17 protein-coding genes are annotated in these 14315 nt (G+C 31.1%); 11 read left to right on the top strand and 6 right to left on the bottom strand.

Features of this window, described 5'->3' with window-relative positions:
- The first annotated feature begins 102 nt into the window (after positions 1 to 102).
- Both J8L88_RS12880 and J8L88_RS12885 read left to right on the top strand, forming a co-directional pair.
- A complete protein-coding gene (locus J8L88_RS12880; RefSeq protein WP_027395478.1) occupies positions 103 to 330 on the top strand; it encodes a hypothetical protein in 228 nt (75 codons plus the stop codon).
- 42 nt (positions 331 to 372) lie between these two features.
- Positions 373 to 939: a phosphatase PAP2 family protein gene (locus J8L88_RS12885; RefSeq protein WP_118386846.1), complete on the top strand. Its 567-nt coding sequence runs from the start codon at positions 373 to 375 to the stop codon at positions 937 to 939.
- A 20-nt stretch (positions 940 to 959) separates the two neighbouring features.
- Here the strand turns inward: J8L88_RS12885 and J8L88_RS12890 are convergent, their stop codons facing one another.
- Positions 960 to 1889, bottom strand: a complete 930-nt coding sequence (locus J8L88_RS12890; protein WP_211060929.1) for an expansin EXLX1 family cellulose-binding protein — start codon at positions 1887 to 1889, stop codon at positions 960 to 962.
- Positions 1890 to 1900: 11 nt separating this feature from the next.
- On the bottom strand, positions 1901 to 4141 hold the full coding sequence (locus tag J8L88_RS12895) for a transglycosylase domain-containing protein (protein WP_211060930.1): 2241 nt from the start codon (positions 4139 to 4141) through the stop codon (positions 1901 to 1903).
- 299 nt (positions 4142 to 4440) lie between these two features.
- Between J8L88_RS12895 and J8L88_RS12900 the strand changes: the two genes are divergently transcribed.
- On the top strand, positions 4441 to 4731 hold the full coding sequence (locus J8L88_RS12900) for a hypothetical protein (RefSeq protein WP_027395482.1): 291 nt from the start codon (positions 4441 to 4443) through the stop codon (positions 4729 to 4731).
- Positions 4732 to 4770: 39 nt separating this feature from the next.
- Here J8L88_RS12900 and meaB read toward each other — a convergent pair whose 3' ends face one another.
- Positions 4771 to 5829, bottom strand: coding sequence for a methylmalonyl Co-A mutase-associated GTPase MeaB (gene meaB, locus J8L88_RS12905; RefSeq protein ID WP_118386843.1), 1059 nt, complete (start codon positions 5827 to 5829; stop codon positions 4771 to 4773).
- A 90-nt stretch (positions 5830 to 5919) separates the two neighbouring features.
- Entirely contained in the window at positions 5920 to 6480 is a 561-nt protein-coding gene (locus tag J8L88_RS12910; RefSeq protein ID WP_027395484.1) for a DUF2911 domain-containing protein, read from the bottom strand.
- An 86-nt stretch (positions 6481 to 6566) separates the two neighbouring features.
- Between J8L88_RS12910 and J8L88_RS12915 the strand changes: the two genes are divergently transcribed.
- Entirely contained in the window at positions 6567 to 8165 is a 1599-nt protein-coding gene (locus tag J8L88_RS12915; RefSeq protein WP_211060931.1) for an NAD(P)/FAD-dependent oxidoreductase, read from the top strand.
- 3 nt (positions 8166 to 8168) lie between these two features.
- Here J8L88_RS12915 and J8L88_RS12920 read toward each other — a convergent pair whose 3' ends face one another.
- The gene (locus J8L88_RS12920; protein ID WP_027395486.1) at positions 8169 to 8393 is read right to left on the bottom strand and encodes a hypothetical protein; all 225 of its coding nucleotides are present in this window, start codon (positions 8391 to 8393) and stop codon (positions 8169 to 8171) included.
- 233 nt (positions 8394 to 8626) lie between these two features.
- On the opposite strand from J8L88_RS12920, the gene J8L88_RS12925 reads away from it, so the two are divergent.
- From J8L88_RS12925 to J8L88_RS12945, 5 genes are all read left to right on the top strand, one after another.
- Positions 8627 to 9172 (top strand): RNA polymerase sigma factor, encoded by a 546-nt coding sequence (locus J8L88_RS12925; RefSeq protein ID WP_027395487.1) that lies wholly within the window; start codon positions 8627 to 8629, stop codon positions 9170 to 9172.
- Positions 9156 to 9767: a hypothetical protein gene (locus J8L88_RS12930; RefSeq protein WP_027395488.1), complete on the top strand. Its 612-nt coding sequence runs from the start codon at positions 9156 to 9158 to the stop codon at positions 9765 to 9767. Before J8L88_RS12925 ends, J8L88_RS12930 begins: the two co-directional genes overlap by 17 nt.
- Entirely contained in the window at positions 9739 to 11118 is a 1380-nt protein-coding gene (locus tag J8L88_RS12935) for a hypothetical protein (protein ID WP_027395489.1), read from the top strand. Before J8L88_RS12930 ends, J8L88_RS12935 begins: the two co-directional genes overlap by 29 nt.
- Positions 11119 to 11381: 263 nt before the next feature.
- Complete coding sequence (locus J8L88_RS12940; RefSeq protein ID WP_027395490.1) at positions 11382 to 11681, top strand: hypothetical protein; 300 nt, start codon at positions 11382 to 11384, stop codon at positions 11679 to 11681.
- A 364-nt stretch (positions 11682 to 12045) separates the two neighbouring features.
- The gene (locus J8L88_RS12945; RefSeq protein WP_211060932.1) at positions 12046 to 12684 is read left to right on the top strand and encodes a hypothetical protein; all 639 of its coding nucleotides are present in this window, start codon (positions 12046 to 12048) and stop codon (positions 12682 to 12684) included.
- 101 nt (positions 12685 to 12785) lie between these two features.
- Here J8L88_RS12945 and J8L88_RS12950 read toward each other — a convergent pair whose 3' ends face one another.
- Positions 12786 to 13136, bottom strand: coding sequence for a DUF6249 domain-containing protein (locus tag J8L88_RS12950; protein WP_027395492.1), 351 nt, complete (start codon positions 13134 to 13136; stop codon positions 12786 to 12788).
- Positions 13137 to 13284: 148 nt separating this feature from the next.
- On the opposite strand from J8L88_RS12950, the gene J8L88_RS12955 reads away from it, so the two are divergent.
- Together J8L88_RS12955 and J8L88_RS12960 are read left to right on the top strand one after the other, a co-directional pair.
- Positions 13285 to 13872, top strand: a complete 588-nt coding sequence (locus J8L88_RS12955) for an RNA polymerase sigma factor (RefSeq protein ID WP_211060933.1) — start codon at positions 13285 to 13287, stop codon at positions 13870 to 13872.
- Positions 13856 to 14248, top strand: a complete 393-nt coding sequence (locus J8L88_RS12960; RefSeq protein WP_211060934.1) for a hypothetical protein — start codon at positions 13856 to 13858, stop codon at positions 14246 to 14248. The genes J8L88_RS12955 and J8L88_RS12960 overlap by 17 nt, the downstream gene beginning before the upstream one ends.
- Positions 14249 to 14315 lie beyond the last annotated feature (67 nt).

Consider the following 14315-nt stretch of genomic DNA (forward strand, 5'->3'; position numbering starts at 1 on the left):
TAACAAACAAGAAGAGGTAAATTTTAAAATAAATTTACCTCTTCTTGTTTTTGTTACTTTGGGATTAAACTTCGTAGCTTTGCTTAACATAATATTTTATATATGAGTTTTCCAAAATTCTTATTAGGTGATAATACAGATTATCCAAATGCCATCTTTGTAGTGCATACAGAATTTCCTCGGTTTATTATTAATTTAGAGAATGATGAGGTGGAGTGGTTAGAAGAATTTGATAAAAGCGATGAAAAAGAATTAGAAAGTGAGGCTGAGAATCTATTTCAGGCTGCGAATGATTTTTATGATCGAGAGATTGAACGTTATGAAGATTAATTAATGTTTTAATTAAAAAAGAAATATAAATTACTTGTCATTATGGAAGAACTTATACAATTAGATAAAGATCTGTTTGTTTTTCTTAACAATTTAGGAACTCCTTTCTGGGATGGTTTTTGGTTGTTTATGACAGAAAAATTATATCAAATTCCCTTGTATGTACTTCTGTTATACTTTTTTTATAAGTACTATGGAATTAAAGGTACGATTATAACACTTGTTATAGTAGCTGCTTTAATAACAGCATCTGATCAGTTATCTAATTTGTTTAAAAATGTTTTGTTTATGAGGCCAAGACCTTGTCGGGCAGAAGGGGTAGAGGAATTTACCAGATTTATAGCTGAGAGATGTGGTCGTCATGGGTATTTTTCTGCTCATGCTGCTAGTTCTATGGCATTAGCCTTTTTCACTGGATTGGCTTTGCAAAAAAAGTTGAAATATATATTTCCTTTTATGGTGGTTTGGGCTACTGTAGTTAGTTATAGCAGAATTTATGTTGGAGTTCATTACCCAGGAGATATTATAACGGGTATGGCTATCGGAATTCTTTTAGGTGTAGGCGCCTATAAATTACTTATGTTTTTAGTCAAAAAATATGTAAGATAGATCTATAATTAAGTCTAATGTTAGTGTTTTACTAATTTTATAACTTTTTTCTTTTCTAATATTAGATAATAGATACCATTACTGTAAGATGATATATCTATTTCTTTACGAGAACCTTGATCTAATATTTTACCCGCATTATTTACCAGTTTCCATTTTTTAGTATTTTTTGTGATATGTATTATATCTGATGTTGGGTTCGGATACAATATCGTTGCTTCTGTAATATCAACTTCTGGTATAGAAAGTTCTTGATTACATTCTTCTGGAGTAGAAAATTGAAGTCCTGTATCAAAATCTTCGTTTAGATTTAATGCAATATTTTCGAAAATCAGTTCTTCTCCTAAAATTGAAGTTACTCTTAGATTCATCGGAGATGGAATTCCAGAAGTTTCTATAAAAAAGTTAAATAGTTCTCTATTTGTGTTTTTCCAAGTATTATCTGGTAATTGATATTCCATTTTAGAAATTGCATGATTAATGTTTCTAAATTGGATGGCTGTCCAGAATTCACTGGAACCTTCTTTAAAATTAATTTTAATAGTTTCATTAGTAAGTATAGTTTCACAGGGTACAAACTTCCATGATATTGGGACTCTACCGTCAATAACCTCGGCAATCATTTCAAAAGCCTCCATTGTCATATCGACATCACCAGAAGCGCACTCAGGACAACGATCAACTACATTTAGAATAACACTTCCTTTTGCTCCAGTCACTTCGATACAGGCTCCACAACCATTGCTGCCATCGTAATCAAAATTATTTAGTGCACAATGCATATAATCTCCAACTCCTACAGGCAAAGAACAATTACCAAAAGTACCTCCTGCTACACCATCATAAAATGTACCTTCACCCGTATGTACGGTATCGTTGCATTCCTGAGCAGAAATTTTCATAATCATGATTACTGCCAAAAAGCAGAAAATATAATTGTGTGAATTCATTAAGTTAGGTTTTAATTCTTTTTAAATTTCTTTCTTTTTTTCTTTTTACTAAAAAGCCTCTTTAAAAAATTATCTCTTTTTTCCGGTTTACATTCTAAATCTTCAAGCACATTATTAGAAGTTTTTTCGAAACTACTTTTGGTTATAAGATCGAAAACGGGGTTCTCGTTCATTTTTTGATAAAGTTCTCCGAAGATTGGTAATGCAGAATTAGCGCCTTGTCCCTGTTTGGTGGTTTTAAATCCAATATTATAATTATCATTCCCCACCCAGGTTACCGTGACAAGTTTTGGTGTAATCCCTACAAACCAACCGTCTTTGTTATCTTGAGTTGTACCCGTCTTTCCTGCTATATCATTTTTTAAGCCATAGGTTTTTCGTAATCTGGTTGCTGTACCATTATCTACAGTAGATTTCATCATTTCTAGCATTACCTGTCGGGTATAATCGCTATAGGCAGTTTCTGTTTTTTCTTTTTCAAAAGATGCAATTAGATTGCCATTTCTATCTTGTATTTTTGTGATATAAAAAGGTTGAACACCTTTAGATTTATTAACGTAACTAGCATAAGCACCAGCTAATTCTTTAATTTTGATTCCAGCTGTTCCTAGTGCAATGGACGGTTGTTCCGGTAGCTCTTCATCGATTCCCATTTTTTTTATTTGATCAAGCACATTTGTAACTCCAACTTCGTCCATAACTTTTACAGCTATTGTATTTACCGAGTTACTTAAAGCAGTTTCTAGGTTGTAGTTTAAATAAGGATCTTGTTCTGTAGAAGAATTTTTTGGTGTCCAATCTTCTAAATTAGTATAAGTAACTTCTTTTAATGGGAAATAAGTACAAGGTTTCATTCCATTTTCAATGGCTGCAGTATATACAAAAGGTTTGAACGTGGAACCTACTTGTCTTTTACTTTGTGATACGTGATCATATTTAAAGTATCTATAGTCAATACCTCCTAAATATGCTCTAACGGCACCATCTGTAGGGTCAATTGCTATCATTCCTGCATTCAGAAATTTTAGATAATGCTGGACACTATCTTTGGTAGATACTTTTTTGGTAATATTACCTCCCCATTCGAAAAGTTCCATTTCTTGTTTTACAGATAATGAATCCTTGATCTGGTTTTCACTAAGACCTTGTTCAAGGTATTTCTTGTAAATAGGAAGTCGTTTAATTGTATTGTCTAGAAGTTTTGTGTTTCCTTTCCAAGGAGCCTTTAAACCATATTCTTTTTCATATACGTTTTGTAAGTTTCGCATATGATCTTTCATTACTTTTTCGGCTAATGATTGCATTTCGTAATCTAAGGTTGTATGTATTATCAACCCATCTTTATAGATATCATATAAGGTACTATCTGTTTTTTTGTGCTTTTTTAAGATCTGAATAAGTTCTTTCTTTACTTCTTCTCTAAAATAAGGTGCCAATCCCAGATCATGATTAAAGTATTGATAATCCAATACGATATTTTTATTCATCACTTGGTCTGCCACATTTTGAGTAATGTGTCCGTATTTTACCATTTGGCGTAAAACAACATCGCGTCTTAATTGACTTCTTTCTGGGAAGAGTCTAGGGTTATAGCTATGGTTAGCCTTTAAACTACCAATTAATGTAGTTGCTTCTGATAATGTAAGTTCTTTGGTTGATTTATTGAAAAATTTCTGCGAAGCACTCTCAATTCCATATGTGTTATCAGGAAAAGGAACAGTATTAAAATACTGGGTTAAAATATCTTCTTTAGAGTATAAATCTTCAATTCGTTTAGCAACAATAGATTCTTTTAATTTATTTACTACAATGCTAAAAACCCCATAGTCTTTTCTTCCAAAAATATTTTTGACTAATTGTAATGTAATTGTACTTCCTCCTCCAGAGGATTTATCACTTAATAAGATAGTTTTAAAAAAGACTCTAAGTAAACTAACATTATCAACGCCATTATGTTGGTAGAAACGAATATCTTCTGTGGCGACTAATGCATCTATTAAATGATCTGGGAGATCATCATAGGTTATGGGTTGTCTGTCATAGATATAATATTTTCCAATAAGACGTCCATCTTTGTCTAGAACTTGTGTTGCTTCTACTTGTTTTAATGAGCTCAATTCATCTTTGTTCGGAATGTTTCCCCAGAAACCAAAATAAATGCTTCCATAGAAAATAATGAAGATGAAAATAAATCCTCCTAATGAGATTAATGGATACTTAATCCATTTTTTTTTTAATAGTACTCGTATCATAGATCTGACTACTGTTAACGCTAAAAATATAATATTATTGAGGAGTATCATGCTTTACAATATTCCTAAAATTAATTTCAGGGAAACACTTACTTTTTTTGAAGGTTAATTATCACGGTTTTATGATTTTTTATTTTAAATTGTAGTAATAAATACTGTGTCATAAGCACTAGAAGAAAATTATTTGGAGCATCCATCAAAATTGAGCTTCAAAATGGATTGTATTAAAAAATGTAACACAAAATAACATTCTTTGATTTACTATTTATTAGTAAAGTAACCGACTAATCCTGCGCATTATGAAAAGAGTAATTGTTAACTACAAGAAACTGAATAAAGATATTTTAAATCTTTTAGTAGGTAAATTTCCAGATGGCTATTCAGACAGTGATATTATTTCTTTTAAAAATCATCAAAATCATACTATTGAGGCTGTTGAGGTAAAAACTAATGATACCATATATTTAGTCAAAATTAGTGAGCGTCTTGCTGGTGTTATGCAAGATCACGATGAGAACACTTCTAATATTAAAGTTCCGGAAGCTGTTACAAAAGAACAAGTGAGAGATGAAGTAAACTTTGATGTTTAACTGATTATATTATAGGCTCCAAGTAAACAGATAGTGCCGTTATTTCGATTTTTTATGTTGATTTAATAGAGATGTTGCTGCCGCAAAGGGAGTGATTTTATGTTGTTGTACAGCCTTAATTTGATCAGATAAAGATTTTTTGATTTCTGGATGGTTATAGAATGAGCTTTTTAACTCTTCTTCAATAGTTTGTAATAACCAAAATTTATTTTGTCGAATTCTGTTTTGTTCGAAATACCCATTTTTTGTTGAAATATCTAAATACCTTAAAATTAATTCCCAGATCTCTTCAATGCCAGTATTTTTAAGAGCACTACAAGTCAATACTTCTGGAGACCAACTACTTTCAGCGATAGGGTAAAGGTGCAAAGCTTTTTTAAATTGGTTTTTAGCCTCCCTAGCACGTTTTAGATTGTCGCCATCTGCTTTATTAATAACAATTGCATCCGCCATTTCGATAATACCTCGTTTAATTCCCTGAAGTTCATCTCCCGCTCCGGCTAATTTTAATAAAAGGAAAAAATCTACCATACTATGCACAGCAGTTTCGCTTTGCCCAACTCCAACAGTTTCAATGATTATTATATCATAGCCTGCAGCTTCACATAAAATAATTGACTCACGTGTTTTTTGGGCAACTCCTCCTAAAGAACTTCCGGAAGGAGAAGGTCTAATAAAAGCACCAGTTGATCTCACAAGTGATTCCATTCTGGTTTTGTCTCCTAAGATGCTCCCGCCAGAAATAGTGCTACTAGGATCTACCGCTAAAACGGCTACTCTTTTTCCTTTTTTTATAAGAAGATTTCCTAAAGCTTCGATAAATGTACTTTTTCCTACTCCAGGAACTCCTGTAACTCCTATTCTTATAGAGTTATTAGCATAAGGAAGACATTTTTCAATAAGTTGTTGGGTTTTTTGACTGTGTTTTTGTTGAGTACTTTCTACTAATGTAATTCCTTTGCTTAAAGCTGCTGTGTTTTGTGAAACAATTCCTTCAAATATATTAGGAATAGATACTTCCTTTTGCTGTAATTTTTTAAAACGATCAATAACATTCTTATTGGTGTTAGAGGGGATTTTAGAAGATTGATCTTTCATATAATTTTATTCAGAAACTACTTTAGAGCAAATTTATAAATTCATTTTAGTATACATTACTATTCTTGTATAGAATACAAAGTAAAATTATTATTTAGAAGTTATAGGGATCGCAATAGCCGTTTGATCCCAAGCTAAGAACATAATAGTAAAATTATTAGCCTCCTGAAAGTAAATAGAAAATTGTTCTACAACATTCAATAAATGTTGTACAGGAACTTCTATAGTTAGTATATCATATTCAGGGTTTCTAGATGGAGTACCGTCTGTAAAATTAACCCCCCAATTATATTGACCTTTATTAAAAATAACCTTCCAAGAGTCTTTTCCGGGGATTGTCCATAGCGTATAGGTTCCGGCTTTTAGTTCCGTGCCATCCACGAGAATTGACTTATCAGTCGTAAAAGTTGTGGCCTCATTGGCACCAGTTCTCCATACTTTATCAAAAGGAACTAATTCTCCAAAAATTTTCCTACCGTTTTTAATAGGTCTATTATAAAAAACAGTAAAGTTTGTTTCTTTACTTGCATGTGTCACTGTCTGTTCTGGACTATGCGCTTTGGTCTTCGATTTAAGAATTGATATTCCTGCAATTCCTATAATTACAATTCCGATAATTATGATTAATAATCTTTTTAAGAGCTTAGACATTAGTTGCTTTTTTGTTTTTAAAGATAATCCATTTTACATGTGAAAATACAGATATTTATGTACTTTTGGGCTCTTACTAGTGACATATGGTCGAAAAATCCTTTAAAAAATTTACTTCAGATATTAAATTTACCGATGATACTTATGTTATTATTGGTTCTGGAATTGGCGGCTTAACCACTGCGGTTTTTTTAGCTAAAGCTGGGAAAAAAGTAGTAATCTTAGAGCAACATTATACTCCAGGTGGATTTACACACACTTTTAAGAGACGAAAAGGATTGATTTGGGATGTAGGAGTTCATTACGTGGGGAACATGGAAGAAGATTCGGGATTACGTAGGATTTTTAATTATCTATCTGATAATAAGTTGGAATGGGATTCGATGGGAGATCCATACGATGTAGCGTACATAGGTGATCGTAAGTTTGAATTTGTTAGCGGAAAGGAAAACTTTAGACAGAAATTTCATGAATACTTTCCTAATGATACTATTGCAATAGATAAATATTTAGAATTACTTCAGAAATCAATTAAGAAAAACCTTTTATATTTTGCTCAGAAAGCTTTTCCAACATTTCTAAGTGTAGTTTTAGGCCCTTTATTTAGAAGAATACAGAGTTCTATTTCTAAAAAAACTACATACGAGGTTTTAAGTAGTATTACAGATAATCAGGAGCTTATTGCAGCGTTATGTGCCCAATGTGGAAATTATGGACTATCACCTAAAGAAAGTAGTTTTGCTTCCCATTGTATAGTGATTAATCATTTTATGGAAGGAGGGTATTATCCCAGAGGAGGAGCTAATCGTATCCACGAGACCATAATTGATAATTTAGAATCTTTAGGGGTTCAGGTATATATCAAAGCAAAAGTTGAAAAAATTCTTACTAAAGGAAGAGCAGTGCGTGGAGTGATGATTAATGGACAAGAATATGTATGTAAGAAAGTAATAAGTAATGCAGGAGCTCGTAATACTTTTTTACGTTTATTAAACAATTCTTTGAACAATAAAAAGTATTTGAATTTTGAAAAGATTAATCCATCTACCTCTCATTTGTGCTTGTATGTTGGTTTAAATAAAAGCGATAAGGATCTTAAACTACCAAAATATAATATTTGGTGGTATGATGATAAGGATACAGATAGTATTTTAAATGATAGAAATAATCTAGAAAAAGATACTTTGTCTTTTGCCTATATATCTTTTCCTTCTGCGAAAGATAGTTTATGGCCTTCTGAGCACCCTGATCAATCAACAATTCAATTAATAGGTAGGGCTTGGTATTCGGATTTCAGTAAATACGAAGATAAGCCTTGGCTCAATAGAGGCGAAGAATACGATAAAATTAAAGAGAAATTTAAGCTTAAAGGATTAGCATTGCTTAAAGAACTCTACCCACAATTGGATGGGCAAATAATCCATGCAGAAGTTTCTACTCCTGTTTCTACGAGAAAATTTAGTAATTACAGTCAAGGAGAAATTTATGGGATCACTCATGGACCGGAGCGATATCAAACTAGAGTCTTGAGACCTAGGACTCGTATTAAAGGTTTGTATTTAACTGGGCAAGATATTACATTAGTTGGAGTAGGTGGAGCTATGGGGAGTGGTGTTTTGACTGCAGCTACAATTATAAAATGGAATATGAGTAAGCAGTTTAAAGAAATTGCTGCTAAATATTAACCGCTATATTTTCTTCATGATTCTCATAGAATTCATCACATTTACTGCATATGTGTTTCGTTGAGTAACTAATAAGTCAAGTACTGATTTTGGCAATAATTTAGTTTCTAAGAAATTGTCTATTTGATTGATTATATCTTTCGTACTATCAACATTATCCTTCATAAGATTGATAACATTTTTAAACTCTTTAGTATCTGTTTTAGTATTGTTAATTGGAGTAAGCATTTCTTTGATAATTTGTGATTAACAGAATTAGTGTATTTCAATAGTCTTATCTTTTATAAAAAGCTTACTTCGTTTCGTGATTTTTTTTAACAAATTGATATTCAGTGTGTTTTGTTTTTTTGTTTTTTTTATCTTTAATTTTGCAACAAATTGATATTCCCTGTCGTCTTTAGAAGAGAATAGTAATTAGAACAGTTTTAAGAGAGTAATCACTAACCAAAATTTAGAAAAGTTTGTTACAGAGCGAGCTAATAGAACAATGTAGGGCTAATGATCGTAAAGCACAGATGAAGCTTTATAATAAATACTGTGATGGTATGTATTATGTAGCATTACGATTTCTAAAAGATCCTTTTGAGGCTGAAGAAGCCATGCAAGAATCTTTTATTAAAGCCTTTTTAAAACTTCATCAGTTTACCGGTGATGTGACTTTTGGTGCGTGGCTAAAACGTATAGTGATTAATAAGAGCATTGATATGCTCAAAGCGAAGAAGATGAATATGGTTGCTATTAATGAGCAGGTGATGTCTACCGTAGAAGAGCAGGATGATTGGTCTGTTGCTGATTCTACAACGGTTGACGAAGTAAAGGGAGCAATAGAAAGATTGCCTGAGAAATATAAATATGCTGTAATGCTATTTTTAATAGAAGGATATGATCATAAGGAGATCAGTGAAATATTAGATATTACTCCAGTTGCTTCAAGGACTTTAGTACATAGAGGAAAGAAACAACTTCAGGATCAATTAAAACATTTGAGAGATGGGACAGGATATTAGAGAGTTATTAAAACAAGACAACAGAATTCCTTCAGAACGTTTGTCAGAAGGACATCAGAATCGTTTTATGGCAAGATTAGAGGAGGAACTTCCTAAAAAAGCCAGGAAATTTAACTATGGTTGGTTAAGAATTGCAGCCAGTGTTGTGGTAATCTTATCAATATCTATGTTCGCTTTTAATGAGTTTGGAAATAATAATGGTAGTAATACTAAAATTGTTGATACCAATACTCCAGATGTGAAAAATGCTACAGTGGTTTTGAGTAAGCAGACATCTTCATTAGCCGAAATGTTTCCTGAATATGAAAAAACGGAAAATTATTTGCTAACAGGAATAAAGTTTCAGTTATCTCAAATTAATGTGGATGATTCTAATAGGGAGCTAGTAGAAAGTTTTATGAAGAGGTTAGAGAATTTAAATAGAGAATATCAAGATCTTAATAAAGAATTAATAGAGATAGGACCTAATGAGCAAAGTGCGGAAGCAATGATAGAAAATCTAACACTTAGACTATCGCTCTTAAAGAGACTAAAAGACAAACTAAAAGAATTAGAAAAAATTGAGAATGAAAATTACATTGATATACAAGCTTAATCTTGTAACGCTTAGTCTAGTATGTTTCTCTGGAGTATTTGCTCAGAATAGACAAGACAAGTTAAGTGAAAAGTTTGTAGTAAATAAAGATGTTGCAATTCATCTAAATACTAGCCATACCGAAGTTGTGTTCGAAACTTGGAATAAAAATTCCGTTGAGATAGAAGCGTACATAGAGGGGGATAATATTACAGAAGAAAATAAAGAGCGGCTATTACAAAATTGGAAAATAGAAGCTTTAGGCAATAGTAAAGAGATTACTATAAATTCTATTACGGGTAATTTTTGGTCAGGAAAAGCAGCTGTTTCCAATACGCAAAATATCAACTCACCAGAACTTAGACGATTGGAGCCAGTTATTTCTAATATGCTAAAGCCTATTTTAAAGAACATAGAGAATAATCCGATGCCAAGTGCTCTTTCCGAAAACCTGGCTAGTATGAATTTTGATACGAATAAGTTTAAAGAAAATGAAGAAAAATATATTCAACAATGGGGAGACCAGATAAAAGAAAAGTTTGGTGATAATTATGAGAATGTTGTAAAGAGTTGGACAAAAGAACTAAGTAAGAATGTAAAACAAATCCAACCAAATTCTGAATTGAGTTCTCAGAATTGGGCAGGAGAAGAGTTTGCTCGAAGAATGCAAGCTTGGGCATCACAATTCTCTGGTGATCTAGAAATTACTCAAACAAATGGTTCTAACGTTACCGTATATAGATATAGTTCTAGAATGAATAACTCAGGAACTATTCATAGAATTGTAAAAGTAAAAATGCCGAAAGCAGCATTACTTAAATTAAATATTAGACATGGAGATGTACAATTAGCAGAAAAAACTACGAATATAATTGCTTCTTTATCCCATACAAGCCTACAAGCTAATGTTATCGATGGAGATCGGACATTTATTAGAACATCGTATTCTCCGGTAAATATTAAACAATGGAATAATGGTAGATTAGCAGTTAATTACGTGAAGAATTGCAGGATTCAAAACGCTAAAAACCTTAGGGTAAATGCAGATTCTAGCAATATTTTTATTCAAGAACTAGAAGATAATGCTGCTATATCCGGAAGTTTTGGAGCAATTACTGTAGCAAATCTTTTAGAGTCATTCTCGACATTAGATTTAGCGGTTGAGAATAGTGATTTTAAATTGAAATTACCAGAAGTAGCATTTAATATAGCCTATAGTGGAATGCAAAGTAGAATCTCATTACCGAAAACCATGGAGGTAAATGCAAGAAGAAATTTTGGAAATGTATTCGTCAATGGATTCAATCAAACCAGAAATACTGATAGGGTTATAACTATAAACGCCAAGTATAGCGATATCATACTACAATAATTTTATAATAATGTGTTAATTGTTTAAAAGCTCTGCTAATCAGTTTAGTAGAGCTTTTTTTGTTGTTGTGTTTTACTTGTAAAAGGATTTCTTCTTGTAAACGGAGTACTACATTTTTGTTTCTAAAATCGTTTAATTATGTATTTAGTCGACCATATTGAAATTTAAACTAAAAAGTTTTAAGGTTCTTTTGTCTATTCTGATTTTATAGTAAATTTAAAGTGGGAAAATACAGATCATAATTAATTTAATTTCAGTGGCTTATGAAAAAATTATTACTAATTTTTTCTTTAATATCTGCTACAGTTTTGTTTGGAAATAATGGGAATGACGAAAGCCTCATCGTCAAACGTAATGGCAACATCATCACTGTAGTCAATTTTAAAGATGGGGACAAAGTAAAATTGTTTGAGTTAAGAACAGGTAGGATTATTACCTATAAAACAAAAAGAGGAATCTTCGACCTTACTCAGCTTCCTGCAGGTAAATACCTTCTAGTAGATAAAGATGGGCGAAAAGTTATTGTCGAGAAGTTATCAAATCCAGAGTTTTATGTTAAGTGATTGTAAATCAAAAATCAAGCTAATTTTGACATGAAAATTGTTTGAATAAATGTTAATTTATTCACATTTAAAGCTAATTGTTAATGTTTTTTTAAGAGAATTATAATAGTACGAATATTAAAATCTGGTTTTTTCGTCTAAATAATGTGCTTTTTGTCGTTTTTTTTGAAACCTTACAAAAAATAAATACTTGATAATCAATTATTTGTAATTTTAAAATTAAATAAACGCACCTTTTTGTGTCATTTGTCGAAAATCAAAAACGTTTGATCTAAAAGTTGGTGTTTTTTTTCGGGAAACGATAATTTAACAATATTATTGTATGGTAATCACGTAATAACATTACAATAAACATATCCAGACAATGAGGGCTTTAATTTTTATTTTCAGTTTATTCTTCCTAACAAATCTAAATGCTAGATTTGAGGATGATGATCTGCAAATAGCAAGAGAAGGATTTGTTATAGTAGTTGTCGATTTTAAAGAAGGAGATAAGATAAAAATGTTTGAAGTTGAAACCGGAGATCATATTTTATCTAAAACAAGAGGACAGATTGATCTTAGTCAATTACCATCAGGTAAATATTTATTGGAAAATAGTGAAGGTAAGTCTGTTGTAATCGAAAAAAGTGAAAATGATATAGTAATCGAGAAAGAACTTGGTGCTGAATATATCGTGGAGTATGATAGCGAGTCGATGTCTTCAAGTGATGTAACTGTAGAGGAAGAGTTAGAAGAATACTATTTAAAGTCAGAATTAAATCCTTTAGGAATAACAAGGAATGGAGATGTTATTACAGTGGTAGACTTCTTAGAAGGAGATAAGATTAAATTGTTCGAGATGATTGGTAAAATTCACGTTTTATCAAAAACAACAGAAGTTGTAGATCTTACGCAGTTGGCTACCGGTAAATATATTTTAGAAAATGATAGAGGGCAATCAGTAGTTGTAGAGAAGTTTGATGTTGATCTAGAATTTACTGAGACTGTGGCATTCAACTAGAAAATTAAAATTAATTATTTATTTTTATAGAATAAGTAGAATTTGGGGGAAAGACCTATCAGAAATGATAGGTCTTTATATTTTATAAACTATTTAAAAGTTTATTTGTCTAAATTGCTAGTCATTTTAAAACCAGTAAATAATCCTGCCCCAGCCATTAAAAAGATAGTTCCTGGGTATGCTACTTCTCCATCTACACCTAAGCTATAGTGCAGTATTCCTGCTATAAAAATACCTAAACCAATCCCCATTAATAATAATGAAAAATTAAGAATGAAAACTTTCCAAATGGGAGTTACTCTTTTAGTTTTACTGCTGTAAAAAATAGAAGCATCGGCTCCTTTATCAATAAGAGACATACGCTCTTTATTGCGGGCGGTAATAAATAAATAAAAAATACCAAAAATACATCCGAATATAGATAATGGTATTAGTACTTCGATAAAACTCATAATTTTTAGATTTAAAAAATTTAACTGTTCGTTTTTTATCTATGACGTTGATATGTAAAGTTCGGTTACAGAAAAGATGAAAAATTATTTTGTATCTTTTTACGTAAGGAGTGTAACCAGTTATAAAAAGATATCGTCTAATGTATAAATGAACCATCAATCAGATCAATATTATATTAAACAAGTGTTAGAAGGAGATGTAAACGCTTTTTCGACATTAGTAGAGCGTTATCAAAATTTGGTGTATACTGTAATATATCGAATGGTTAGAAATAAAGAAGAAGCAGAAGAGATTGCACAGGATACTTTTATTAAAGCGTATAAATCTTTATCTAATTATAGAGGAGAAGCTAAGTTTTCTACTTGGTTGTATACTATTGCATATAGAAAAAGCTTAGACGCAATAAAAACTAAAAAACGATTCGTTGCTACAGAATTAATTGAGGAGATAAGTGAAGGAGAAGTGACCAATGTAAATGACGCATTAAGTTATTTACAGGATAAAGAACGGAAACAGATTATTTCTGATAGTATTCTTAAGCTTCCTGAAGAAGAAGCTGTTATTATAACCTTATATTATTTTGAAGAGAAGAGTGTAAAAGAAATTAAAGATATTGTAGGAATTACAGAAAATAATATAAAAATAAAACTATACAGAAGTAGAAAAAAACTATATTCGATACTTAAGTATCACATTTCACCAGAAATTAATACTAGCAATGGAAGAGCAATTTAATGACATAAAGAAATTAGTAAAAGAAGTAGGTGTAGAAAACCCTTCAGTAGATTTTTTACAAAATGTGATGCGTAGTGTAGAAAATACTTCGGCAGATCAACCGCTAGCTTATCAACCTTTGATTTCAAGAAAAGCATGGGTTGTTATTGGTTTAATAGTAATTGGAATTTTAATTTCTTTACCCTTTTTATCCGAAGGTACTTGGGCTTTGCGTAAATTCGATCTTTCATTATTTAGTCTAGTTGATTTTAAGAATCCTTTTTCCGATTTTAGGCTTCATACTACTACAGCATATGGAATTATATTTCTTGCCATATTATTTATAGTACAGATTACAATAATTAAAAGAAGAATAGATAAGATATATTCTGTTTAAACTGCTTCTGTTGTTAATCTAAATCATAAATTACTTTTTAAACTTATATACATTCTTTATTTTACAA

The organism is Aquimarina sp. MMG015, assembly GCF_018100855.1.
GTDB classification, from domain to species: domain Bacteria; phylum Bacteroidota; class Bacteroidia; order Flavobacteriales; family Flavobacteriaceae; genus Aquimarina; species Aquimarina latercula.

What these genes read in the sequence shown, in the direction of transcription:
- J8L88_RS12950 (WP_027395492.1), bottom strand. Translation starts at nt 13,136, where the DNA reads ATGAGTTTTATCGAAGTACTAATACCATTATCTATATTCGGATGTATT.
- meaB (WP_118386843.1), bottom strand. Translation starts at nt 5,829, where the DNA reads ATGAAAGATCAATCTTCTAAAATCCCCTCTAACACCAATAAGAATGTT.
- J8L88_RS12885 (WP_118386846.1), top strand. Translation starts at nt 373, where the DNA reads ATGGAAGAACTTATACAATTAGATAAAGATCTGTTTGTTTTTCTTAAC.
- J8L88_RS12930 (WP_027395488.1), top strand. Translation starts at nt 9,156, where the DNA reads ATGGGACAGGATATTAGAGAGTTATTAAAACAAGACAACAGAATTCCT.
- J8L88_RS12880 (WP_027395478.1), top strand. Translation starts at nt 103, where the DNA reads ATGAGTTTTCCAAAATTCTTATTAGGTGATAATACAGATTATCCAAAT.
- J8L88_RS12895 (WP_211060930.1), bottom strand. Translation starts at nt 4,141, where the DNA reads ATGATACGAGTACTATTAAAAAAAAAATGGATTAAGTATCCATTAATC.
- J8L88_RS12940 (WP_027395490.1), top strand. Translation starts at nt 11,382, where the DNA reads ATGAAAAAATTATTACTAATTTTTTCTTTAATATCTGCTACAGTTTTG.
- J8L88_RS12915 (WP_211060931.1), top strand. Translation starts at nt 6,567, where the DNA reads ATGGTCGAAAAATCCTTTAAAAAATTTACTTCAGATATTAAATTTACC.
- J8L88_RS12890 (WP_211060929.1), bottom strand. Translation starts at nt 1,889, where the DNA reads ATGAATTCACACAATTATATTTTCTGCTTTTTGGCAGTAATCATGATT.
- J8L88_RS12935 (WP_027395489.1), top strand. Translation starts at nt 9,739, where the DNA reads ATGAAAATTACATTGATATACAAGCTTAATCTTGTAACGCTTAGTCTA.
- J8L88_RS12920 (WP_027395486.1), bottom strand. Translation starts at nt 8,393, where the DNA reads ATGCTTACTCCAATTAACAATACTAAAACAGATACTAAAGAGTTTAAA.
- J8L88_RS12955 (WP_211060933.1), top strand. Translation starts at nt 13,285, where the DNA reads ATGAACCATCAATCAGATCAATATTATATTAAACAAGTGTTAGAAGGA.
- J8L88_RS12910 (WP_027395484.1), bottom strand. Translation starts at nt 6,480, where the DNA reads ATGTCTAAGCTCTTAAAAAGATTATTAATCATAATTATCGGAATTGTA.
- J8L88_RS12900 (WP_027395482.1), top strand. Translation starts at nt 4,441, where the DNA reads ATGAAAAGAGTAATTGTTAACTACAAGAAACTGAATAAAGATATTTTA.
- J8L88_RS12945 (WP_211060932.1), top strand. Translation starts at nt 12,046, where the DNA reads ATGAGGGCTTTAATTTTTATTTTCAGTTTATTCTTCCTAACAAATCTA.
- J8L88_RS12960 (WP_211060934.1), top strand. Translation starts at nt 13,856, where the DNA reads ATGGAAGAGCAATTTAATGACATAAAGAAATTAGTAAAAGAAGTAGGT.